Source organism: Pseudomonas arvensis, assembly GCF_056688935.1.
Window position 1 is genome coordinate 358,928 of sequence record NZ_CP162038.1, and the last position, 22,819, is coordinate 381,746.

The following is a 22,819-nucleotide window of genomic DNA, read 5'->3' on the forward strand; positions in this document are numbered from 1 at the left end:
GCCCTATCCTTGGGAACGGCACCATTGTGCGGGATCGCTCGGGCGACCCTGCTGACGAATAGCGAAGTACAGCGCCGGGGTGTCCTGGCCACCACTGTTACCGACAGTGGAGATGGATTCACCGGCTTTTACAACATCACCTGCCGACTTGAGTAAAGTCTGATTGTGGCCGTAAAGGCTCAAATAGCCATTACCGTGGTCGAGAATCACCAACAAACCGGCGCCCCGCAGCCAATCGGCAAACACCACGCGCCCACCGTGGACAGCGTGGACCTGGCTGCCGGCGGAGGCGCTGATCATCACGCCATCCCACTTGGCGCGGGTGTCATCACCACGGGTTTCACCGAAGCGTGCCAGTAATCGACCATCAACTGGCCATGGAAGTTTGCCCCGCGCTGAAGCAAAAGGGCCGCCGAAGGATTCGCCGGCGCTGGAAACCAGCGGGCCAGGCGCTGCATGCGCCGGTTTACGGGGTGCCGGAGCGTCCGTGGTGGCTGCCAGTTCGGCCTCACGCTGGCGCTTTTTTTCGGCTTCCTGCTGGGCGATCAGCGCTTTTTGCCGCGCCTCTTCAGCCTCGCGTGCCTGGCGTGCCAGGGTTTCCTCGATGGTCTTGAGGACTTTGCCCAGGTCGGCCTGGTCTTGCTCGCGGGCCTGTAGCTTGGCGTCACGGGCTTTCACGTCGTCGTTGAGCTTGGCCAGTGCCAGCTGACGCTCCTTGCGGACCTTGTCGAGTTCGTCGCGCTGAGTGTCCAGGGCGAGTTTCTGATCCTGCAACTGCGACTGCTGGTTGGCAATTTCCTGTTCCACGTTGACCAACTGGCGCAGCGTCTCGTTGAAGCTTTTAAGTTGCTCCAGGCGGGCCTTGCTCAAGTAGTCGTAGTAGGTCAGGGTGCGCGCGAATTTCTCGGGGTTCTGCTGGTTGAGCAGCAGCTTGAGGTATTCCTGGCGGCCGCTCTGGTAGGCGGCGCGGGCCTGGATCGCGATCAGGCGTTGCTGTTCAACGCGTGCGCTCTGGAGTTTTTTTTTCTCAGCGTCGAGTCGCTCCAGTTCCGACTCGCTCTTCTTTAGTTCCTTTTGCAGCTCCTGGACCTGCTTCTCCAGCTTGCCCATTTCGGTTTCAGTACCGCGCAGGTCTTTCTGCACCCCGGATTTTTCTTCCTGGAGCTTGCCGAGCAGTTTTTTCAGCTCGGTAATGTCCTGACGCGTAGCGTCCAACTGTTGTTGGGTTTGTGCACGCTCGTCGGCAAACGCCGGTTGGAGCAGGCAGACAAGAGCAAGGGTAATCAAGGCGCGAAGCATAGAGGCGGGCGACACCAGGGAAAGGGACGGCCTAGTATGCCCGCCAAGCGCGGCAAAAAAAACGCCCAATTCGGGCTGGCGGGCAAGATAGGTGCCGAGTGGGGGTGGTATGGCAAAAAGACATCTACCAAACCCAGAGGATCAAATGTGGGAGGGGGCTTGCCCCCGATGGCGGTGTACCAGTCGACATAGCTGCAAACTGATACTCCGCTATCGGGGGCAAGCCCCCTCCCACACTGATTTTCAGTGAGGCTGACGTCAGACCAGGATCGAAGTGCCCGTCATCTCAACCGGCTTATCGAGCCCCATCAGCATCAACATGGTCGGCGCCACATCCGCCAGCACGCCGCCGTCACGCACTTTGAAATCGCGCTTGCCGACATAGATGAACGGCACCGGCTCGGTGGTGTGGGCCGTGTGTGCCTGGCCGGTGGATTCGTCGGACATCTGTTCACAGTTGCCGTGGTCGGCGGTGATCAGCGCTTCGCCGCCGACCTTTTCCAGGGCGTCGACGATGCGACCGACGCACAGGTCCAGGCATTCCACGGCCTTGGTCGCGGCTTCCAGGTTACCGCTGTGGCCGACCATGTCGCCGTTGGCGTAGTTGACCACTATTACGTCGTAGCGCTGGTGCTCAATGGCGTCGACGATCTTGTCGGTGACTTCCGGCGCGCTCATTTCCGGTTGCAGGTCGTAGGTGGCGACTTTTGGCGACGGGATCAGGATGCGCTCTTCGCCGGGGAACGGTTCTTCACGCCCGCCCGAGAAGAAGAAGGTCACGTGGGCGTATTTTTCGGTTTCGGCGATGCGCAGTTGGGTCTTGCCGTTTTTCGCCAGGTAATCACCCAGTACGTTGTCAAGGCTGCCCGGAGCAAACGCGGCGGGGGCCGGGATGCTGGCCGCGTATTGGGTCAGGCCGACGTAGTGCACTTTTGGCTGGCGGGCGCGTTCGAACTCGCTGAAGCCGTCTTCGACAAACACGCGGCTCAGCTCGCGGGCGCGGTCGGCGCGGAAGTTCATGAACACTACGGCGTCGCCGTCTTCAACTTTCACCGGCTCGCCGATGGTGGTGGCTTTGACGAATTCATCGCTCTCACCGCGGGCGTAGGCGGCTTCCAGGCCTTCCTGGGCGGTGGCGGCGTTGAATTCGGCCTGGCCGTCGACGATCAGGTTGTACGCCTGGGACACGCGGTCCCAGCGGTTGTCGCGGTCCATGGCGAAGTAACGGCCGACGATGCTCGCGATACGGCCCTTGCCCAGGGCGGCGAAGGTGGTGTCCAGCAGTTCGATGGAGGATTGCGCGCTTTTCGGCGGCGTGTCGCGACCGTCTAGGAAGGCGTGCAGATAGATCTTGTCGGCGCCGCGCTTGAAGGCCAGCTCGGCCATGGCCACCAAGTGGTCCTGATGGCTGTGTACGCCGCCGTCCGACAGCAGGCCCATGAAATGCACGGCCTTGCCGGCGGCCACTGCGTTATCTACCGCGGCGCAGATGGTCGGGTTCTCGAAGAACTCGCCGTCGCGGATCGCTTTGGTCACACGGGTGAAGTCCTGATATACCACTCGTCCGGCGCCGAGGTTCATGTGGCCGACTTCCGAGTTGCCCATCTGGCCGTCCGGCAGGCCAACGTCCATGCCCGAGCCGGAGATCAGGCCGTTGGGGACGCTGGCGGTCAGGCGGTCCAGTACAGGCTTCTTGGCCGCGTACACGGCGTTGTCGTGGTGGCTTTCACTGTGTCCAAAGCCATCGAGAATTATCAGGACCAAAGGTTTAGGCGTGGTAGTCATAGATCCTCTCGCGGCGGTAAATAAAGGAAGGCAATTGAAAAGTGAGTGGCAGTTTAAAGCGAAGTTCCGACCACGTCACCGCTTTACGGGGGTTGGCCCCCCCTGACGGCTGTGTATACTTACCGCCATTTTAACGCCCTGGAACCTCCTTGATGGTTGATCACCTGATTGCATTTGCCACTGCCCACTATCTGCTCGTGGGTGCCTTCGTCATCCTGCTGGCGCTGCTGATCGCTCACGAATTGAGCCGTGGTGGCCGCAGCCTGAGCACATCGGAGCTGACCGCACTGGTCAACAAGGATGAGGCCATCGTGGTGGATATCCGCCCCGCCAAGGAATTCGCTGCCGGCCATATCGTCGGTGCCCTGAACATTCCACAGGACAAGCTGATTGGGCGCCTGGCCGAGCTGGAAAAGCACAAGGCCAAGACCATCATCCTGGTCGACGCCCAGGGCCAGCACGCCGGCACCCACGCCCGCGAAATGCTCAAGACCGGTTTCACCGCCGCCAAGCTGTCCGGTGGCATCAGCAGCTGGCGCGCCGATAACCTGCCGCTGGTGAAGTGATATGAGCCAGGTTGTCGTGTATTCCAGCGATTGGTGCCCTTACTGCATGCGGGCCAAGGCTTTGCTGGAGAAGAAGGGCGTTGCCTTCGAAGAGATCAAGGTCGACGGCAAGCCCCAGGTGCGCGCCGAAATGGCCCAGAAGGCGGGGCGCACGTCCGTGCCGCAGATCTGGATCGGCGCCAGGCACATCGGTGGTTGCGACGACCTGTTTGCCCTGGAGCGCGCCGGTAAACTCGATGCGCTGCTGCTCGTCTGACTCCTAAACCCTAAAAGACCCCAAGATCAAGAAGGATCTGCGATGACTGACCAACAGAACACCGAAGCAGCAGAAGCTCAAGGCCCACAGTTCTCGCTGCAGCGTATCTACGTGCGTGACCTGTCGTTCGAAGCGCCGAAAAGCCCGGCCATCTTCCGCCAGGAATGGACCCCAAGCGTTGCGTTGGACCTGAACACCCGTCAAAAAGCATTGGAAGGCGACTTCCACGAAGTCGTGCTGACCCTGTCGGTCACGGTCAAGAACGGCGAAGAAGTGGCCTTCATCGCTGAAGTGCAACAGGCCGGTATCTTCCTGATCCAGGGCCTGGACGAAGCGTCCATGAGCCACACCCTGGGTGCGTTCTGCCCGAACATCCTGTTCCCGTATGCCCGTGAGACCCTGGACAGCCTGGTCACCCGTGGCTCGTTCCCGGCGCTGATGCTGGCACCGGTGAACTTTGATGCCCTGTATGCTCAAGAGCTGCAGCGCATGCAATCGGAAGGCGCGCCGACGGTTCAATAAGTCGATGCGTTAAACAATGTGGGAGGGGGCTTGCCCCCGATGACGGTGAGTAGCAGCTGTCGAGCCTTGGCGAGGCTGCGTCGGCGGTGTGTCAGACACGCCGCCGACGCAGCCTCGCCAAGGCTCGGCAGCTGCTACGGATTACCGCCATCGGGGGCAAGCCCCCTCCCACATTTGTTATGTGTGTTACTTGAAGCCGAGCTGGCGCCAGCCTTCGTAAACAGCGACGGCCACGGTGTTGGACAGGTTCAGGCTGCGGCAGCCCTCGCGCATCGGCAGGCGCAGGCGATGGCCGTCGGGCAGGGCATCGAGCACCTCGGCGGGCAGGCCACGGCTCTCCGGGCCGAACAGGAAGGCATCGCCCTCGGCAAAGCTGGCATCATGGAATGGCCGCGAACCTTTGGTGGTGAACGCGAACAACCGTGGATGCCCCAAGCTTTCCAGGCAGCTGGCCAAGTCGGCGTGACGCTGGAGCGTAGCGTACTCGTGGTAGTCCAGCCCGGCACGACGCAGGCGCTTGTCGTCCATGTCGAAGCCCAGGGGCTCGATCAAATGCAGGTGGCAGCCACTGTTGGCGCACAGCCTGATAACGTTGCCGGTATTCGGCGGAATTTCTGGTTGAAAAAGGATGACGTGAAACATGCACGGCTCCGAAGGCAAAGATGCGCTGCATTCTACCCCTGAAGAAGACCCAAGACCGAAGCTATTGCCAAGAGTCATGGGCTCGCTGGCGATTGTCGGCCTGATGGTGGGCCTGATGATCGGCCGCCTGACCACGGCGGACCCGGTCGAACTGCAACAGGTGGAAACGACCGCGGACGGCGTCGTGGTGTGGTTCAACAGCGAACCCAAGCTGCACGGCGAGCATATCGATGGCACCGTGGCGTTGCTGTTTGACGCCCAAGGCAAGGCCGGTACCGGGCAACTCAAGGTCAACGACAAAGACGTGAACTGGCGCGTGCGCAAGACCGATGGCGGCCTGCTGCTGAACCTGGTGGCGGCTCGGCCATTGCGCGGAGAGTGGAAGGGGGAGGAGGTCGATGACCGCTGGCGGTTGGAGATCCATCTCCAGGAGCAATAAAAGAGGGAGTTCCCGGCCTGCCTGTACCAGGGCTCCCAAAACGGTTGAAGCCAAAGGCTTCGGTGTTAAAGAGGGGATTCTCGGCCTGCCTGTACCAAGGTCCCCGAAACTGGGTTGTACTGGGGTTGTTGCAGGGCGCGTGCCAGACTCGTCAAGTTTTGCCAAATAATTTCACCACAAAGCGCAAAGCCCCGGAATACGGGGCTTTGGTGGTTTCGGCTGGCGAGAGTTTTTCAGCGATAGCGGTGTTTCAGGTATCTGACCCGTGCCCAATGCCGGTTCATGGTGCATTGAAGCGGTGCACAGCCCCCTCCCACATTGGATAGTGGTGAGGTCCAGAATCAGGCGTCGTCGCCCTCATCATCATCCCCGCCATCAACCTTCATCCCCAACTCCTTGATCTTGCGTGTCAGGGTATTACGGCCCCAACCGAGCAACACAGCAGCGTCGCGGCGGCGGCCGGCAGTGTGCTTCAACGCAGTCTCAATCATGATCCGCTCAAACGCCGGCACGGCGCTGTCCAGCAGGTTCGACTGGCCGCGCGCCAACGCCTGGTCGGCCCATTGGCGCAGCGCTTGTTCCCAGTTGGTCACGGGGGCAGAGTCTTGCGGCAGGCTCAACAGCTCCGGTGGCAGGTCGCTGATATGCACTTCGCGCCCGGACGCCATCACGGTGATCCAGCGGCAGGTGTTCTCCAACTGGCGCACGTTGCCTGGCCACGGCAGGTTTTTCAGGTATTCCTCGGTTTCGCTTTTGAGCAGCTTCGGCTCGACGGCCAGCTCCTGGGCGGCGCGGCTGAGGAAGTGGCGGGCGAGGGTCGGGATGTCCTCGCGGCGGTCCGACATGCGTGGAATGTGGATACGGATCACGTTGAGGCGGTGGAACAAGTCCTCACGGAACTTGCCCGCATGCACCAGGGTTTCGAGGTTCTGGTGGGTCGCCGCGATGATGCGTACATCAACCTTGACCGGCGTGTGGCCGCCGACGCGGTAGAACTCGCCGTCCGCCAGTACGCGCAGCAGCCGGGTCTGGGTATCGGCCGGCATGTCGCCGATCTCATCGAGGAACAAGGTGCCGCCGTCGGCCTGTTCGAAGCGGCCGCGACGCAGGTTGGCCGCGCCGGTGAACGCGCCTTTTTCGTGGCCGAACAGCTCGGATTCCATCAAGTCTTTGGGAATCGCCGCCATGTTCAATGCGATAAACGGCGACGCCGCCCGTGGGCTGTGACGGTGCAGGGCATGGGCCACCAGCTCTTTACCGGTACCCGACTCGCCGTTGATCAGCACGGTGATGTTGGAGTGGCTCAAGCGCCCGATGGCGCGAAACACTTCCTGCATCGCCGGTGCTTCACCGATGATTTCCGGGGTGCGGGTCAGGGCCGGTGGGGCTTCCTGGTTCTGCTGTTCCTGGGCGTGCTGGTTGGCGCGCTTGACCAGCGCGACGGCCTCGTCCACGTCAAACGGCTTGGGCAGGTATTCAAACGCACCGCCCTGGTAGGACGCGACAGCGCTGTCCAGGTCCGAGTGCGCGGTCATGATGATTACCGGCAGGCGCGGGTGCTGCTCGCGAATCCGGGCCAACAGGTCCAGGCCGCTGGCGCCGGGCATGCGGATGTCGGAGATGATCACGTCGGGCTGCTGGCGCGCCAGGCGGCTCATCACGCCATCGGCGCTATCGAAGCTCTGGGTGGTCATGCCTTCCTGTTGCAAGGCTTTCTCGAGGACCCAGCGGATGGAACGGTCGTCATCGACGATCCAGACGGTTTCACTACGGCTCATGTCGAAGGGGCTCCTTGTTCCAGTGGCAGAAAGATCGAGAACGTGGTGTGACCCGGATGGCTCTCACACTCGATCAAGCCCTGATGCTGGCTGATGATGTTCTGGGTAATGGCCAGGCCCAGCCCGGTACCGTCCGGGCGGCCGCTGACCATGGGAAAGAAAATGGTTTCCTGCAGTTCCACAGGAATGCCCGGGCCGTTGTCGATGATCTCGACCTTGGTCACCAGACGATGGCGCACGTGGCCGATGGTGAACTGGCGCAGGGCGCGGGTACGCAGGCTGATGCGGCCCAGGCGCAGTTCGTTCTGGCTGCTGATGGCCTGCATCGCGTTGCGCACGATATTAAGCACCGCCTGGATCATCTGCTCGCGGTCGATCAACACGTCAGGAATGCTTGGGTCGTAGTCGCGCACCAGGGTGATGCAGCCCTGGCTCTCGGCGTCGACCAGTTGGCAGACGCGCTCCAGCACCTCGTGCACGTTGGTCATCGCCAGGGACGGCAGCTTGTTGGAACCGAGCATGCGGTCCACCAGGTTACGCAGGCGGTCGGCTTCTTCGATGATGACGTTGGTGTAGTCCTTGAGGTGCTCCTCCGGCAGCTCGCGGGCCAGCAACTGCGCTGCGCCACGGATGCCGCCCAACGGGTTCTTGATCTCGTGGGCGAGGCCGCGCACCAGCATCTTGCTGGTTTCCTGCTTGGACAACTGTGCTTCCTCTTTGGTGATGCGCAGCAGGCGATCACGCGGATGCACTTCGAGCAGCAGCAAGGTGGTGCCGTTGCTCAGGATCGGGGTCACGGCGTAGTCGACAGTCAGCGTCTGGCCCGTAAGCGCCGTGAGCATCGCTTCGCGCTTGGTGAACGGGTGTGCCTGCTCCACGGCCTGGCGCAACGAGCTCAAGGCTTCGGCCGACTCGGTGAACAGCTCGCTGATGAACTGCCCATGGCTGCGCTGGCCGCTGATGGCCAGGAGCATTTCCGCCGCCGGGTTCATGTACTCAAGACGCAAATCGTCATTGAGCAGGATGGTCGCGGTGGTCAGGTTGTCGAGTAGCAAACGGTGCAGTGCATCGCTGATGGTCATCAGGACCTCTTTTGGAGCAAGGCGCGGGCTTGAGGCACACGCTGATACAAGGAAAATGCAAAAACCAAACCAAGGCTCCGAAAAGAAGCGTTAAAGCCTTGAAATAGGGGTTTGAGGCGCGAAACTGTGGCGTTCTGCCAGCCTGCGCGGGAAGTTTCGAACCAAAATGGGCTGGACAGGTGGGAAGGGTGCAGCTAGTCGCACCAATATAGTGCGATTTGCTGCAGTCTGTTCAGGTAGCCGAAAAAAGCTTTAGCCGGGGTAGATGCACAGCTCGGCCGTAGCGCGGATCATGGCCAGTTGGCGAAGCGGGTCATTCAGTGGTTCGTGTACGGCTGCCGCCAGCCATTGCGGGCATTGTGGGTCTTTGCGCTGGGGCGTGAAGTCCGCCAGTTGTTGCAGCAGGCGTTTTTGCAATTGGTCCAGCTGCGGTCGAATCTGCTTTACCAGGTCCGGGCGCGGATCGTCGGGTGCCTTGCCCTGGAACTGCCAGTCGGACAGGTGGGTGTATTGCACCAGCTTGTTCGCCTCGATCTGCGCCGAGAAAAATTGCTCGGCGGTGGCGGGGTCGAGTTTGTAGCTTGGGGCCTGGGCGACGACGCTGGCGATCACCTCTTGTTCGCGTTTCTTATCTTCCACCGGTTTGTGGCTGTCCCATTTGCTCAGGGCCACTTGGTCGGCGATTTCCAGGCGCTCGGCGATGCTGTTGAGCAACGGCTCAAGCTTGGGCGGCGCGGCACTCGCACTGGCGCTGACAAATAACAGAGCGAATACAAATCGACGTTTCAATGGATATCTCCTTATGGGAGGGGGGGGCGCTGATGGTTAGCCGTATGCTCGACCGCCAAGCGGCCATCTGACAATCACCAGGCAAAAAAAGACCTCCCGAAGGAGGCCCTTTTCATCACGCTACGTCAAGCAGCGCTACCGGATCAGCAGCTGTAGTACAGCTCGTATTCCAGTGGGTGTACGAAGGTGCGAACCTTGATTTCTTCTTCGCTTTTCAGGCCGATGTAAGCGTCGATGAAGTCGTCGCTGAACACGCCGCCTTTGGTCAGGAACGCACGGCCCTTGTCCAGCTCTTCCAGGGCTTCTTTCAGGCTGCCGCACACTTGTGGGATCTCTTTGGCCTCTTCAGGCGGCAGGTCGTACAAGTTTTTGTCGGCGGCGTCGCCTGGGTGGATCTTGTTCTGGATACCGTCCAGGCCAGCCATTACCAGGGCAGCGAAGGCCAGGTACGGGTTGGCTGCTGGATCCGGGAAGCGGGCTTCGATACGACGAGCGCGAGGGCTGGACACGTAAGGAATACGGATCGAAGCGGAACGGTTGCGCGCCGAGTAGGCCAGCATTACCGGTGCTTCGAAACCTGGGACCAGACGCTTGTAGGAGTTGGTCGACGGGTTGGTGAAGCCGTTCAGGGCCTTACCGTGCTTGATGATACCGCCGATGAAGTACAGGGCAGTGTCGGACAGGCCGGCATAACCTTCGCCAGCGAAGGTGTTCTTGCCATCTTTGGCAATGGACAGGTGAACGTGCATACCCGAACCGTTATCGCCGTACAGCGGCTTAGGCATGAAGGTAGCGGTACGGCCGTAGGCAACGGCAGTGTTGTGTACGCAGTACTTCAGGGTCTGAACTTCGTCAGCCTTGGCTACCAGGGTGTTGAACTTCACACCGATTTCGTTCTGGCCGGCAGTCGCCACTTCGTGGTGATGCACTTCGATGACCAGGCCCATGTCTTCCATGGCGTTGCACATGGAGGTACGGATTTCGTGGTCGTGGTCGAACGGTGGAACCGGGAAGTAACCGCCTTTGATGCCTGGACGGTGGCCATGGTTGCCGCCTTCCACGTCCTGGTCGGACATCCAGGAGCCTTGTTCGGAGTAGATCTTGAACATGGAACCGGAGATGTCGGACTTGAACTTCACTTGGTCAAAGATGAAGAACTCTGGCTCCGGGCCTACGAATACAGTGTCACCGATACCGGTCGACTTCAGGTATTCCTCGGCGCGCTTGGCGATCGCACGAGGGTCGCGGTCGTAGCCTTGCATGGTCGAAGGCTCGATCACGTCGCACACCAGGATCAGGGTGGCTTCTTCGGTGAACGGGTCGAGCACGGCAGTGCTGTCGTCCGGCATCAGGATCATGTCGGAGGCTTCGATGCCTTTCCAGCCAGCGATGGAGGAACCGTCGAACATTTTGCCTTCTTCGAAGAAAGCATCATCCAGCGCATCGCGAGCCGGCATGGTCACGTGGTGCTGTGTGCCTTTGGTGTCCGTGAAGCGCAGATCAATCCATTTAACGTCATGATCTTTGATGAGTTGAACCGACTTCGACATAGTGTCCTCCGGGTGGCTTCGGGCTGGGGTAGTGGAGTTAGCCCTTAGAATGTGGGTGATGCCGGCGCGGATAGTCCGCCATGGCAACCTGCCTCACAAGAGAGCAAATTGCATGCCAGTGCGCCAACATGGGTTTTCTGCTCCAAAAACGCCCCTATAAAGGTGCATTGCGACAAAAGCCCGAAATTGGCGCACCGCAATGTGGCGCACGCGCTCGCAAATGCACCGCTTTAGTGCGAGTTGAGTGCTGTGCATATTAACTGGTTAAACCTTGAGCGATTTCCGCTATAATCCGCGCCCCCCTTTTTCAGCAGGCCCGGCGCGCGCTGTTTCCATGAAATTAATCGTTAAAGTCTTCCCCGAGATCACCATTAAAAGCCGACCGGTACGGACGCGTTTCATCCGTCAGTTGGCCAAGAACATCCGTGCCGTGCTCCGCGATCTGGACCCGGCTATGGTGGTGAACGGTGTGTGGGACAACCTCGAACTGGAAACCCGTGTCACCGACGCCAAAGCCTTGAAGGACATGACCGAGCGCCTGAGCTGCATGCCGGGCATCGCGCATTTCCTGCAGGTGGACGAGTACCCGCTGGGCGACTTCGACGACATCACCGAGAAGTGCAAGCAGCACTTCGGCAATGAGATCGAGGGCAAGATTTTTTCGGTGCGCTGCAAGCGCGCCGGCAAGCACCCATTCAGCTCCATGGATGTAGAGAAATACGTCGGCAGCAAGCTGCGTCGCGAGTGTGGCGCCGCCGGAATTTCCTTGAAAGCGCCAGAAATTGAAGTGCGCATGGAAATTCGCGACCAACGGTTGTTTGTGATCCACAGCCAGCACAACAGCATCGGCGGCTACCCGCTGGGCGCCCTGGAACAGACCCTGGTATTGATGTCCGGCGGTTTCGATTCCACGGTGGCGGCTTACCAGATCATGCGCCGCGGCCTGATGAGCCACTTCTGCTTCTTTAACTTGGGCGGGCGTGCACACGAATTGGGCGTGATGGAAGTCGCGCACTTTATCTGGAAGAAGTACGGCAGCTCCCAGCGCGTGCTATTTGTGAGCGTACCGTTCGAGGAAGTGCTGGGCGAAATTCTCGGTAAAGTCGATAACAGTCATATGGGCGTAGTATTGAAGCGTATGATGTTGCGCGCTGCGTCCCGGATTGCCGATCAGTTGCAGATCGACGCCCTGGTGACCGGCGAAGCGATTTCCCAGGTTTCCAGCCAGACGCTGCCGAACCTGTCGCTGATCGACTGCGTCACCGAGAAGCTGGTATTGCGCCCGCTGATCGCCAGCCACAAGCAGGACATCATCGATTTGGCAGAAGAAATCGGCACCGCCGACTTCGCCAAGCATATGCCTGAATACTGCGGGGTCATTTCGGTGAACCCCAAGACCCACGCCAAGCGCAACCGCGTGGAGTATGAAGAACAACAGTTTGATATGGCCGTTCTGGAGCGTGCGCTCCAGAACGCCAAGCTGGTCCCGATCGATCGAGTGATCGACGAATTGGGCCAGGATGTGCAGATCGAAGAAGTCAGTGAAGCCCTGGCCGGTCAGATCGTTGTCGACATCCGTCACCCGGATGCCGCTGAAGATGAGCCGCTGGAGATTCCTGGCATCGACGTACAAACGCTGCCGTTCTATGCATTGAACGCGCGTTTCAAGGAACTGGATGACAGCCGTCAGTACCTGCTGTATTGCGACAAAGGCGTGATGAGTCGCCTGCATGCCCACCATTTGCTCAGTGAGGGGCATGCCAATGTGCGCGTTTATCGACCGAGCTAAGAGCCCGGGGCTGTTTGCCTGTGGCCTGCGTCACCGGCCCCCCGACTCTGCCGTCAAGCTGTAACGGCAAGGCCTGACTCTACTGTTAATCGCTGCCACGACCTGTCAGCACACCGAATCCTCTGATCGAGATACACAAGTGATCGAAAATCTACGTAACATCGCCATCATTGCTCACGTTGACCATGGTAAAACCACCCTGGTAGACAAACTCCTGCGTCAATCCGGCACCCTGGAGCGCAACGAGCTCAACGACGAGCGCGTGATGGACTCCAACGACCAGGAAAAAGAGCGCGGTATTACCATCCTGGCAAAAAACACCGCTATCAACTGGAACGGCTACCACATCAACATCGTGGATACCCCGGGCCACGCCGACTTCGGCGGCGAAGTAGAACGCGTAATGTCGATGGTTGACTCCGTTCTGCTGCTGGTTGATGCCCAGGACGGCCCTATGCCGCAAACTCGTTTCGTGACCAAGAAGGCTTTCGAAGCCGGCCTGCGTCCGATCGTGTGCATCAACAAGGTTGACCGTCCAGGCGCGCGTCCGGACTGGGTTCTGGACCAGATCTTCGACCTGTTCGACAACCTGGGTGCCACCGAAGAACAGCTGGACTTCAAAGTCGTCTACGCCTCGGCCCTGAACGGCATTGCCGGTCTGGACCACACCGACATGGCTGAAGACATGACCCCGCTGTACCAGTCGATCGTCGACAACGTACCTGCGCCGAATGTTGACCGTGAAGGCGCGTTCCAGATGCAGATCTCGGCACTGGACTACAACAGCTTCCTGGGTGTTATCGGCGTTGGCCGTATCGCTCGTGGTAGCGTCAAGCCGAACACCCCGGTTGTTGCTATCGGCGCCGACGGCAAGAAGCGTAACGGTCGTATCCTGAAGCTGATGGGTCACCACGGTCTGCACCGTATCGACGTTGAAGAAGCTTTCGCCGGCGACATCGTCTGCGTCAGCGGCATGGACTCCCTGTTCATCTCCGACACCCTGTGCCAGCCGGACAACGTTGAGGCGATGAAGCCTCTGACCGTTGACGAGCCAACCGTTTCCATGACCTTCCAGGTAAACGACTCGCCTTTCTGCGGTAAAGAAGGCAAGTTCGTGACTTCCCGTAACATCAAGGAACGTCTGGACAAAGAGCTGCTGTACAACGTTGCACTGCGCGTTGAAGAAGGCGACTCGGCTGACAAGTTCAAGGTTTCCGGCCGTGGTGAGCTGCACCTCTCGGTACTGATCGAAACCATGCGTCGCGAAGGCTTCGAAATGGGCGTTGGTCGTCCAGAAGTGATCATCCGTCAGGTTGACGGCGTGAAGCAGGAACCGTTCGAAAACGTCACCATCGACACCCCGGAAGAATCCCAGGGCAAGGTGATGGAAGAGATGGGTCTGCGTAAAGGCGACCTGACCAACATGGTGCCGGATGGCAAAGGCCGTGTGCGTCTGGAATACAACATCCCTGCTCGTGGTCTGATCGGTTTCCGTAACCAGTTCCTGACCCTGACCAACGGTGCTGGCATCCTGACCTCGATCTTCGATCGCTACGACACCATGAAGTCCGGCGACATGTCCGGCCGTCAGAACGGTGTTCTGGTATCGGTAGAAACCGGCAAGGCACTGACCTACTCCCTGGAAACCCTCCAGGCGCGTGGCAAGCTGTTCGTTGAGCACGGTCAAGAGATCTACAACGGTCAGATCGTTGGTCTGAACAGCCGTGACAACGACATGGGCGTCAACCCAACCAAAGGCAAGAAGCTCGACAACATGCGTGCTTCGGGCAAAGACGAAACCATCGCTCTGGTCCCACCTGTTCGCTTCACCCTGGAACAGGCCCTGGAATTCATCCAGGACGACGAGCTGTGCGAAGTTACGCCTAAGTCGATCCGCCTGCGTAAGAAGATCCTGGACGAAGGCGAGCGTACCCGCGCTGCCAAGAAAGCCAAGAACTGAGTTAACTCAGGCTGAATGAAAAACGCCCCCGGTCGAAAGGCCGGGGGCGTTTTTTTATGTCTGCGGTTTCTGTGGTGGCTGTAATGGCCCCATCGGGGGCAAGCCCCCTCCCACATTTTGATCTGTGAATACATTCAAAGGTGGGAGGGGCTTGCCCCCGATGAGGCCCTAGGAAGCTTCACAAATCTTGGATCAGAACTTGTCGAGGGTCTTGAACTTGGTCTCGCGCACCACTTCTTTCGGCTTATACGCGCAATACCCCGGACGCGGCCCGATCTTCGGGTGATTGCGGCAGGTATCCGGGCGCTTGTCATAAATAGTGCAGAAGCGCGTCTTACGATCCAGATACAGGCAGTCGTTGTTGCTCATGCGCTGCAGGGTAAAAATCTCGGATTTGTTGTTGTAGCGTTCGACGATGCCTTCCTTTTGCAACCGCTTGGCGATGTTCTTCGGCGGATCGCCGCGTTCGAACTCATCGACGATGCCAATGCGGATCAGGTCCTTGATCTTCACTTCGACCGGCAGCGTGCAGCAGCTGGACACGCAACCGCCGCACATGTGGGCGGAATATTTCTGCCAGGTCTCAAGACGGTCTAGTTCCGCGGCGGCGATCAGTTGAGGCTTCATCAAGGTTCCAAAAGGTGGGGCTGTATCCGGGCGCGGGATAATACCGGGATTGGTGGTTTTTTGAACAATATTTTGCGTATTTCATCCCCAACGGTGCGTTGGGCGAAAGCAGGCACGGCCAATGCATCAAAACCCTGCAAAGGTAAATGCGTTAAAAAAGTGCCGAACCAGAGCAGTCACCGTCTGTCAGACCGTCTAGGCTCTAGCAACTCCTTCTATCTCGCCCGAGGTCGCATTTGATGTCTCAGGAACCACTTGCACGAGAAGCAGAGGTAGCCGCATTTCGCGATGCCGTCTTGACCAAACTCACCTACGCGGTGGGCAAGGACCCGGATCACGCCTTCGACCACGATTGGTTCGAAGCCATTGCCCTGGCCGCACGCGACCAGATGGTCGACCACTGGATGGACCACACGCGGCGTATCTACCGCAAAGGTCAGAAACGGGTGTATTACCTGTCCCTTGAATTCCTCATCGGCCGTTTGCTCTACGACAGCTTGAGCAACCTCGGTGTGCTGGAGATTGCCCGCGAGGCGCTCAGCGAACTGGGCGTCGACCTTGAGCGCATCCGCCTGCTGGAGCCCGACGCGGCGCTTGGCAACGGTGGCCTGGGCCGCCTGGCCGCCTGCTTTATGGAAAGCATGTCGACCCTGGGCATTGCCGGCCACGGTTATGGCATTCGGTATGAACACGGCCTGTTCCGCCAGGCGATTGTCGATGGCTGGCAGCAGGAGCAGACCGAACGTTGGCTGGATTTCGGCAACCCGTGGGAGTTCGAGCGCGCCGAGGTGATCTACCCGATCGGCTTTGGCGGCAGCGTGGAAACCCTGCCGGACGCTGCCGGCAAGCTGATCCAGGTGTGGACGCCCAACGAAACCGTGCGCGCCGTGGCCTACGACACGCCGGTGGTCGGTTGGCGCGGTGCCAGCGTCAACACCCTGCGCCTCTGGCGTGCGCGGGCGGTGGAAGACCTGCACCTGGAGCGCTTCAACGCCGGTGACCACCTGGGCGCCGTCGCCGAAGTGGCCCGTGCCGAAAGCATCTCCCGGGTGCTTTACCCGGCTGACAGCACCGAAGCAGGGCAGGAACTGCGCCTGCGCCAGGAATACTTCTTCGTCTCCGCTTCCCTGCAAGACCTGCTGCGCCGCCACAAGAACATGCACGGCTCGGTGCTGAGCCTGGGCGAACACGCCGCCATCCAGCTCAACGACACCCACCCGTCCATTGCCGTGGCCGAGTTGATGCGTCAACTGGTGGACTTGCACGACATCGCCTGGGACGCCGCTTGGCAGGTCACGGTCGAAACCTTGTCCTACACCAACCACACCTTGTTGCCCGAGGCTTTGGAAACCTGGCCTGTAGGGCTGATGGAACGCATGCTGCCCCGGCACATGCAGATCATCTACCTGATCAATGCCCAGCACATCGACTCGCTGCGCGCCAAAGGCATCCACGACTTTGACGTGCTGCGCGCCGTGTCGCTGATCGAAGAAGACAACGGCCGCCGCGTGCGCATGGGTAACCTGGCGTTCCTCGGCTCCCACAGCGTCAATGGCGTGTCGGGTTTGCACACCCAACTGATGCGCAGCACGGTGTTCTCCGAACTGCACAAGCTCTACCCGGACCGTATCAACAACAAAACCAACGGCATTACCTTCCGCCGCTGGCTGTACCAGGCCAACCCCAAGCTCACCCAGATGCTGGTGGAAGCCCTGGGGCCGGACATTCTCGACACCATGGAAACCCGCCTGGGCGAGTTGGAAACCTTCGCCGAGAAACAGACCTTCCGCAAAGCCTTCGCCGACCAGCGCTTGCACAGTAAGCGTGCACTGGCCGAGATCATCCACGAGCGCCTGGGCATCTCGGTGAATCCGGCTGCGATGTTCGACGTGCAGGTCAAACGGATCCACGAATACAAACGCCAACTGCTCAACCTGCTGCACACCGTGGCGCTGTACCAGGCGATCCGTGCCGAGCCGGGCACCGACTGGGTGCCGCGCGTGAAGATCTTCTCGGGCAAGGCGGCGGCCAGTTATCACCAGGCCAAGTTGATCATCAAGTTGACCAACGACATCGCCCGCACCGTCAACAATGACCCGACTGTGCGCGGTTTGCTCAAAGTTGTGTTCCTGCCCAACTACAACGTCAGCCTGGCCGAAAGCATCATTCCGGCGGCGGACTTGTCGGAGCAGATCTCCACGGCCGGCTTTGAAGCGTCGGGCACCAGCAACATGAAGTTCGGCCTCAACGGCGCGCTGACCATCGGCACCATGGACGGCGCCAACGTGGAAATGCACGAGCGCGTGGGCGCCGACCACATGTTTATCTTCGGCCTCAGCGCGCAGCAGGTGGAAGCGCGCAAGCAGGCGGGTGAGTTCAACGCCGGGCTGGATATCGCCGCGTCCCATCGCCTCAACGATGTGCTGCAAGCGATCCGTGGCGGGGTGTTCTCGCCGGATGATCCGGGCCGCTATGTGGGCTTGATCGACGGGCTGATCGACTACGACCGCTTCCTGGTGTGTGCCGACTTCGATTCCTACTGGGACGCCCAGGCACGAGTCGAAGCGCATTGGCATGATTCCAAGGCGTGGTGGCGTTCGGCGGTGCTCAATACGGCGCGGATGGGTTGGTTCTCTTCGGACCGTACCATCAGGGAGTACGCGACCGAAATCTGGAAAGCACTCGACTAAGCCCCGTTGTTCTAAATGTGGGAGGGGCGGTGCGACGATTCGACTTGCCCCCGATGGCGCACCATCAGTTGCTAAATATGTCGACTGGCACACCGCTATCGGGGGCAAGTCCCCCTCCCACATTAGGTCCGCGTCGATATACTGAGCGCCGGTTTGCTTAGGGAATATCGACCATGCAATGGATTTTCATGCTGATTGGCCTGATGCTCGGCTGGACGCTCGATGAGTCGTTCTATGACGCAGGCATCGGCGCACTGCTGGGGTTGGGCATTGGCCAGGCGATTCGTCTGTCGAAGCTTGCGACTCAAGCGGATCAGCAAGCGCGTCAGCTGGAAACCACGCAGAAGGCGTTGATCGCTCTGGGTGATCGCCTGCGGCAACTGGAAGTGCCCGCGCCGACCAGCCCTGTGATTGTCGAACCCTCCATCCCTGAGCCGACACCCGTCGCCAAGGCGCCCGAACTTGTTTGGGAACTGCCGGCGGAATTGGCGCCTGTCGCCATCGTCGCCGAACCGAGCCAGCCTCTGCCGGCTGACGTGTGGGCGCCCGCTCCAACCCCACAACCTAAAGAACCTGCTATCCCTCGCGGCCCCAACCTGATCGAGCGCGCCATCGCTGGCGCACGCAATTGGTTGTTTGGCGGCAACACCGTGCTGCGTGTCGGCGTGGTGCTGTTGTTCCTCGGCCTGGCCTTCCTGCTGCGCTACGCCACCGAAGGCATGGTGGTGCCGATCGAGCTGCGTTACGCCGGTGTGGCTGGCGCCGCTGTCGGCCTGCTGGGCCTGGGCTGGTGGCTGAGATTGCGCAACAGCAATTACGGGCTGATGCTGCAAGGCACCGGCATCGCGGTGCTGTACTTGACCGTGTTTGCCGCGATGCGCCTGCACCCGCTGATCGACCCGAGCGCGGCATTGGGGCTGTTGGTGGCAGTCACGGTGTTCTCGGCAATCCTGGCGATTACCCAGGACGCCTTGGGCCTGGCCTGCGCGGCAGCCCTCGGCGGTTTTGCGGCACCGATCCTCACGTCCACCGGCGCTGGCAACCATGTCGCGCTGTTCAGCTATTTTGCCTTGCTCAACACCGGCATCCTCGCCATCGCCTGGTTCAAGGCCTGGCGCTTGCTCAACCTGATCGGTTTTGTCGGCACCTTCGGCATCGGCTTCGCCTGGGGCATGCGTTCCTACACACCGGAACTGTTGTGGAGTACCGAACCGTTCCTGATCCTGTTCTTCCTGATGTACCTGGCCATCGGCCTGTTGTTCGCCCGCCGCAAATTGCTGGAGATGGGCGACGCGCCCGAGGGCCGGGATGCGTTGTTGCGCTGGTCGGCCGCCAAAGGTGATTACGTTGACGGCAGCATGCTGTTTGGCCCGCCGCTGGTGGGCTTTGGCTTGCAGTTCGCCTTGGTGCAGCACCTGGAATTCGCTGCGGCTTTCAGCGCGTTGGGCCTGGGCATCATTTACATGGGCTTGGCGCGGTTGCTCAGTGGCGGGCGCGCGTTGCTGCTGGCGGAAACCTGCCTGGCCCTGGGCGTGATCTTTGCCAGCCTGGCGATTCCGCTGGGGCTTGATGCGCGTTGGACGGCTGCGGCGTGGGCCGTGGAAGGCGCTGGGATTTTCTGGCTCGGTTTGCGCCAGCAGCGGCCGCTGGCGCGGGCGTTTGGCTTGTTGCTGCAATTAGGCTCGGCGCTGGCCTTCCTCAGCGAGCTGCGCATTGGCGAACACAGCCTGCTTACCGGTGCGCCGCTGGGTGCGCTGTTGCTTGGCGCAGCGTTGCTGTTCAGCTTCGCTCAGTTGCGCAAGGCATCGGCAGAACAGGCGGCAGGCTGGGAGCGCAAAGGCCAGCCGGTGTTGGCGTGCCTGGGCCTGAGCTTTTTGTACCTGCTGGCGCCGTTGCTGTTGCTGACCCAAGGTACCGCGATCAGTTGGGCCATTGCCGGTCTGGCGACCCTGTTTATTGGCCTGCGCATCGGTTCGCGTACCTTCCTGTTCACTGCGTTTGCGGTGCAATTGCTGGGCGGCGCGTTGTTCCTGCTGCGCTTGCAGGGCGGGGAGGGCGCGGCGGTATTCAATGCGGGCTGGAGTGGTTTGCTCACGGCCTCACTGATCGGCCTGGCCTTGATTGGCGGCATGCTGCTCGCGGCACGCGACGAAATGGTGCGCAGCGATGCGCGGCTGTTACGTGGGTTATCGGTGGTGCTGCTCGCCGGTCTGGTGCTGATCAATCTGGCGGTGCTGTTTGTGCTGCCATGGGAAAGCGCCAGCGGCGTCTGGGCGGCCAGTGGGTTGTTGATCATCTGGCTGAGCCTGTACTTGCAACAGCGTGTCAGTTTTGTGTTCGGGTTGCTGCTGCAATTGGTCGGTGGTGGTTCGTTCCTGCTGGCGGTGCCGCAATTGCTCGGACCGTTGACCGGCGAAGGCTTGAGCCCGATGGCGCACAGTGGTTTCTGGACGCCGATGGTGTTGGGACTGGCCGCCTTGATCGGCGCGTGGCGCTTGCAACGTGAACCCCATGCGCCGGTGTTCGCGGTGCTGAAGCTGCAACGCTTGTCCGACCTGTTGCTGGTGTGGGGGGCGGCGTGGTGGACACTGGCGCTGGGCGGCGAAGTCTTGCGCTTTGTTGCGCAGGAGTTGCTGGGGGCTTTCCTGCTGGGTCTTGCGGCGTTGAGCGTGGCGATTTGGGCGCTGCTCGCGGCGCGACTGCGCTGGGCATCCCTGGGTGTGCTGTGCACCTTGCTGATGCCAGCGGCGGGCGTGGCGTTGCTGGTGTCTGCCCACGCTTACTATCACCCGGCGGCACAGTACGGCTGGCTGGCCTGGTTGGCGGTATTCGTGGTGCATTTCATCTCGCTACGCCGTTTGGCGCCTGTGGTTGCGGCCAGGATGCTGAGTATTGCCCACGTTCTCGGCTGCTGGATGTTGATCGGCGTGCTGGCGTTGGAGTTGCGCTATGGACTGTTGCGGCTGTCGGCCGAATACAACGCCTGGCGCTGGTTGGGCTGGGCGATCCTGCCAAGCCTGTACCTGGTGCTGGCTGCGGCGCCGCGCACCTGGCCGTGGCCGGTGTCGGCGTACCCGAGGGAGTACCGAGTCCTGGCCGCGTTGCCATTGGCCGTGCTGATGCTCGGCTGGTTCTGGCTGGCGAATACCTTCAGCGATGGCACCGCCAATCCGTTGCCTTATGTGCCACTGCTCAACCCGCTGGACCTGGGCCTGCTGTTCGCGCTGCTGGGTATTTACCTGTGGTCCCGAAGTGTGGCACCGCAACGCGGGCCGCGTGCCGAGTCGGTCGCCCAGGGTGTCGCGGGCCTCTCGCTGTTTGCGTTCTTCACGGCGCTGGTCATGCGCACCGCGCACCACTGGGGTGGCGTGCCGTTCCAGCTGGATGCATTGCTGGAGTCGATGCTGGTGCAAGCCGGCTTGTCGATTGTGTGGACCTTGATCGCGCTCGGCCTGATGATCGGCGGCCATCTGCGCCATCGTCGCGAAGTGTGGTTAATCGGCGCGGCGTTGATTGCGGTGGTGGTGGCCAAACTGTTCTTTGTTGAACTGAGCAACCGTGGCGGGCTGGCGCGGATCGTGTCGTTTATCGGCGTGGGTGGGCTGTTGCTGGTGGTGGGTTATTTCGCGCCGCTGCCGCCCAAGCGGGCCGAACCTGTGATCGAAACTGAAGGAGCATCCTCTTGATCGGTAAGTTGAGCGTGGCCGTGGTGGGCATGTGTGCGGCGTTGGTGGCATCGGCTCAGGAAGGTCCGGCTGATTTCACCCACCGTGTGCCGCTGAGCGTCAGCGGCAACGGCCCCTGGTATCGCCTTGAATTGCCGCTGGCTGTGCAACTCAACGCACGCCAGGCCGACCTCAGTGACGTGCGCGTGTTTAATGCCGCCGGTGAGCCCCAGGCGTATGCGCTGTCGCGTCAATCTTCCCAGCGCACCGAAAGTCGCAACGTCGCCGATGTGAAGTGGTTTCCGCTGTACGCCGCCGACACTCAGGAAACCCTGCCCGGTGTGGTGATGAAAACCACCAGCGAAGGCACCCTGGTGGAAATCAAACCTTCATCCGCCGCCAAACCCGGCAAGCAGGTGTTGCGCGGCTGGGTGCTGGACGCCAGTGCGATCAAGGCGCCGTTGCAGCAACTGAGCCTGGACTGGAGCCGCGAGCAAGAGGGCTTCCAGCGTTTCAGCATTGAAGCCAGCGATGATTTGCAACGTTGGGAGCCTTGGGGCGAGGGGCAAGTGGCGCGCTTGTCGTTCGCCGACGAACGGGTGGAGCAGCATGACGTCAGCCTGCCAGGGCGCCCGGCGCGCTACCTGCGCCTGGTGTGGAAGGGGCAGGCGGCGCCGCTGCTGACTTCGGCCAAACTGGTGAGCGCTACGCGCAGCAGTCTGCCAATGCCGCTGGTGTGGTCGCAGCCAGTGGCGGGCACGCGACTCAAGGCCGGGGAGTACAGCTGGCAGTTGCCGACGGGGCTGAGTGTCGAGCGCCTGCGCATCGAGCTGAAGCAGCCCAACACGCTGGCACCAGTGACCTTGTCGGGACGTAGCGATGCCAAACAAACGTGGCAGCCGCTGAGCAATGGCTTGCTGTACCGCCTGACGCAAAACGGCCAGGACGTGGTGCAGGATGAATTGCAGTTGCCGGGCCAGGTCGTGACTGAACTCAAATTGCAGGTGGACGAGCGCGGTGGCGGCCTCGGCGTTGATGTCCCGGCGCTGGGCTTTGCGGTGCGCGCTACGCAGTTGGTGTTCCTGGCACGGGGTGAGCCGCCGTTCAGCCTGGCGTTGGGCAATGCGTCGGTTAAGTCCGCAAACCTGCCGCTGTCGACCCTGATCCCCGATTACAGCGCCGAGCGCCTCGACACGTTGGGGCAGGCCAAGGTCGCCGGGGAAATTGCGGTCGCGTCGCCGACGGTCGTAGCCGCTGTCGACGACGGGCCGAACTGGAAAAAACTCGGACTCTGGGCAGTCTTGCTGCTCGGCGTGGCGGCACTCGGTGCCATGGCCTACAGTTTGCTGCGCAAGCCACCGGCGGCACGTTAAATAAAGT

General features: G+C 60.8%; 17 protein-coding genes. 9 read left to right on the plus strand and 8 right to left on the minus strand.

Annotated elements, in window-relative coordinates:
- Positions 1–3: 3 nt before the first annotated feature.
- Entirely contained in the window at positions 4–1,299 is a 1,296-nt protein-coding gene (locus AB3G88_RS01625) for a murein hydrolase activator EnvC family protein (RefSeq protein WP_099583865.1), read from the minus strand.
- Between the two features lie 258 nt (positions 1,300–1,557).
- Positions 1,558–3,084, minus strand: a complete 1,527-nt coding sequence (gpmI, locus tag AB3G88_RS01630) for a 2,3-bisphosphoglycerate-independent phosphoglycerate mutase (protein ID WP_480452943.1) — start codon at positions 3,082–3,084, stop codon at positions 1,558–1,560.
- 152 nt (positions 3,085–3,236) lie between these two features.
- Here gpmI and AB3G88_RS01635 point away from each other — a divergent pair, with 152 nt between their 5' ends.
- The 3 genes from AB3G88_RS01635 to secB are packed head-to-tail and all read left to right on the plus strand — an operon-like array spanning position 3,237 to position 4,428.
- A complete protein-coding gene (locus AB3G88_RS01635) occupies positions 3,237–3,650 on the plus strand; it encodes a rhodanese-like domain-containing protein (protein ID WP_480452945.1) in 414 nt (137 codons plus the stop codon).
- A gap of 1 nt (position 3,651) precedes the next feature.
- A complete protein-coding gene (gene grxC, locus AB3G88_RS01640) occupies positions 3,652–3,906 on the plus strand; it encodes a glutaredoxin 3 (protein ID WP_033896917.1) in 255 nt (84 codons plus the stop codon).
- 42 nt (positions 3,907–3,948) lie between these two features.
- The gene (secB, locus tag AB3G88_RS01645) at positions 3,949–4,428 is read left to right on the plus strand and encodes a protein-export chaperone SecB (protein ID WP_112193023.1); all 480 of its coding nucleotides are present in this window, start codon (positions 3,949–3,951) and stop codon (positions 4,426–4,428) included.
- 186 nt (positions 4,429–4,614) lie between these two features.
- Here the strand turns inward: secB and AB3G88_RS01650 are convergent, their stop codons facing one another.
- On the minus strand, positions 4,615–5,070 hold the full coding sequence (locus AB3G88_RS01650) for a tRNA (cytidine(34)-2'-O)-methyltransferase (protein WP_010563141.1): 456 nt from the start codon (positions 5,068–5,070) through the stop codon (positions 4,615–4,617).
- On the opposite strand from AB3G88_RS01650, the gene AB3G88_RS01655 reads away from it, so the two are divergent.
- On the plus strand, positions 5,069–5,509 hold the full coding sequence (locus AB3G88_RS01655) for a hypothetical protein (RefSeq protein WP_112193024.1): 441 nt from the start codon (positions 5,069–5,071) through the stop codon (positions 5,507–5,509). The genes AB3G88_RS01650 and AB3G88_RS01655 overlap by 2 nt on opposite strands.
- 341 nt (positions 5,510–5,850) lie before the next feature.
- On the opposite strand, the gene ntrC is transcribed toward AB3G88_RS01655, so the two are convergent.
- The 4 genes from ntrC to glnA all read right to left on the minus strand — a co-directional run bounded on the left by ntrC (position 5,851) and on the right by glnA (position 10,708).
- Entirely contained in the window at positions 5,851–7,287 is a 1,437-nt protein-coding gene (gene ntrC / locus AB3G88_RS01660) for a nitrogen regulation protein NR(I) (protein ID WP_048723367.1), read from the minus strand.
- Positions 7,284–8,369 carry a nitrogen regulation protein NR(II) gene (glnL, locus tag AB3G88_RS01665; RefSeq protein WP_099583861.1) on the minus strand — a complete coding sequence of 362 codons (1,086 nt, stop codon included), beginning with the start codon at positions 8,367–8,369 and terminating at the stop codon, positions 7,284–7,286. The genes ntrC and glnL overlap by 4 nt, the downstream gene beginning before the upstream one ends.
- A 252-nt stretch (positions 8,370–8,621) precedes the next feature.
- The gene (locus AB3G88_RS01670; protein ID WP_480452948.1) at positions 8,622–9,158 is read right to left on the minus strand and encodes a chorismate mutase; all 537 of its coding nucleotides are present in this window, start codon (positions 9,156–9,158) and stop codon (positions 8,622–8,624) included.
- 143 nt (positions 9,159–9,301) lie between these two features.
- A complete protein-coding gene (gene glnA / locus AB3G88_RS01675; RefSeq protein WP_032890148.1) occupies positions 9,302–10,708 on the minus strand; it encodes a type I glutamate--ammonia ligase in 1,407 nt (468 codons plus the stop codon).
- A gap of 334 nt (positions 10,709–11,042) precedes the next feature.
- On the opposite strand from glnA, the gene thiI reads away from it, so the two are divergent.
- Positions 11,043–12,497 carry a tRNA uracil 4-sulfurtransferase ThiI gene (gene thiI, locus AB3G88_RS01680; protein ID WP_099583859.1) on the plus strand — a complete coding sequence of 485 codons (1,455 nt, stop codon included), beginning with the start codon at positions 11,043–11,045 and terminating at the stop codon, positions 12,495–12,497.
- Positions 12,498–12,636: 139 nt separating this feature from the next.
- A complete protein-coding gene (typA, locus tag AB3G88_RS01685; protein WP_480452951.1) occupies positions 12,637–14,457 on the plus strand; it encodes a translational GTPase TypA in 1,821 nt (606 codons plus the stop codon).
- 192 nt (positions 14,458–14,649) lie between these two features.
- Here the strand turns inward: typA and AB3G88_RS01690 are convergent, their stop codons facing one another.
- Positions 14,650–15,084: a YkgJ family cysteine cluster protein gene (locus AB3G88_RS01690; RefSeq protein ID WP_024072902.1), complete on the minus strand. Its 435-nt coding sequence runs from the start codon at positions 15,082–15,084 to the stop codon at positions 14,650–14,652.
- 239 nt (positions 15,085–15,323) lie between these two features.
- Here AB3G88_RS01690 and AB3G88_RS01695 point away from each other — a divergent pair, with 239 nt between their 5' ends.
- The 3 genes from AB3G88_RS01695 to AB3G88_RS01705 all read left to right on the plus strand — a co-directional run bounded on the left by AB3G88_RS01695 (position 15,324) and on the right by AB3G88_RS01705 (position 22,812).
- On the plus strand, positions 15,324–17,774 hold the full coding sequence (locus tag AB3G88_RS01695; RefSeq protein WP_099583858.1) for a glycogen/starch/alpha-glucan phosphorylase: 2,451 nt from the start codon (positions 15,324–15,326) through the stop codon (positions 17,772–17,774).
- A gap of 173 nt (positions 17,775–17,947) precedes the next feature.
- On the plus strand, positions 17,948–21,460 hold the full coding sequence (locus AB3G88_RS01700) for a DUF2339 domain-containing protein (protein WP_480452953.1): 3,513 nt from the start codon (positions 17,948–17,950) through the stop codon (positions 21,458–21,460).
- The gene (locus tag AB3G88_RS01705; protein ID WP_480454401.1) at positions 21,460–22,812 is read left to right on the plus strand and encodes a DUF3999 domain-containing protein; all 1,353 of its coding nucleotides are present in this window, start codon (positions 21,460–21,462) and stop codon (positions 22,810–22,812) included. Before AB3G88_RS01700 ends, AB3G88_RS01705 begins: the two co-directional genes overlap by 1 nt.
- Positions 22,813–22,819 lie beyond the last annotated feature (7 nt).

Excerpts from the sequence above, each read along its gene's own strand:
- glnL (WP_099583861.1), bottom strand. The coding sequence starts at position 8,369 with ATGACCATCAGCGATGCACTGCACCGTTTGCTACTCGACAACCTGACC.
- secB (WP_112193023.1), top strand. The coding sequence starts at position 3,949 with ATGACTGACCAACAGAACACCGAAGCAGCAGAAGCTCAAGGCCCACAG.
- glnA (WP_032890148.1), bottom strand. The coding sequence starts at position 10,708 with ATGTCGAAGTCGGTTCAACTCATCAAAGATCATGACGTTAAATGGATT.
- AB3G88_RS01650 (WP_010563141.1), bottom strand. The coding sequence starts at position 5,070 with ATGTTTCACGTCATCCTTTTTCAACCAGAAATTCCGCCGAATACCGGC.
- ntrC (WP_048723367.1), bottom strand. The coding sequence starts at position 7,287 with ATGAGCCGTAGTGAAACCGTCTGGATCGTCGATGACGACCGTTCCATC.
- gpmI (WP_480452943.1), bottom strand. The coding sequence starts at position 3,084 with ATGACTACCACGCCTAAACCTTTGGTCCTGATAATTCTCGATGGCTTT.
- thiI (WP_099583859.1), top strand. The coding sequence starts at position 11,043 with ATGAAATTAATCGTTAAAGTCTTCCCCGAGATCACCATTAAAAGCCGA.
- AB3G88_RS01690 (WP_024072902.1), bottom strand. The coding sequence starts at position 15,084 with ATGAAGCCTCAACTGATCGCCGCCGCGGAACTAGACCGTCTTGAGACC.
- AB3G88_RS01700 (WP_480452953.1), top strand. The coding sequence starts at position 17,948 with ATGCAATGGATTTTCATGCTGATTGGCCTGATGCTCGGCTGGACGCTC.
- AB3G88_RS01625 (WP_099583865.1), bottom strand. The coding sequence starts at position 1,299 with ATGCTTCGCGCCTTGATTACCCTTGCTCTTGTCTGCCTGCTCCAACCG.
- AB3G88_RS01695 (WP_099583858.1), top strand. The coding sequence starts at position 15,324 with ATGTCTCAGGAACCACTTGCACGAGAAGCAGAGGTAGCCGCATTTCGC.
- AB3G88_RS01635 (WP_480452945.1), top strand. The coding sequence starts at position 3,237 with ATGGTTGATCACCTGATTGCATTTGCCACTGCCCACTATCTGCTCGTG.
- AB3G88_RS01655 (WP_112193024.1), top strand. The coding sequence starts at position 5,069 with ATGCACGGCTCCGAAGGCAAAGATGCGCTGCATTCTACCCCTGAAGAA.
- grxC (WP_033896917.1), top strand. The coding sequence starts at position 3,652 with ATGAGCCAGGTTGTCGTGTATTCCAGCGATTGGTGCCCTTACTGCATG.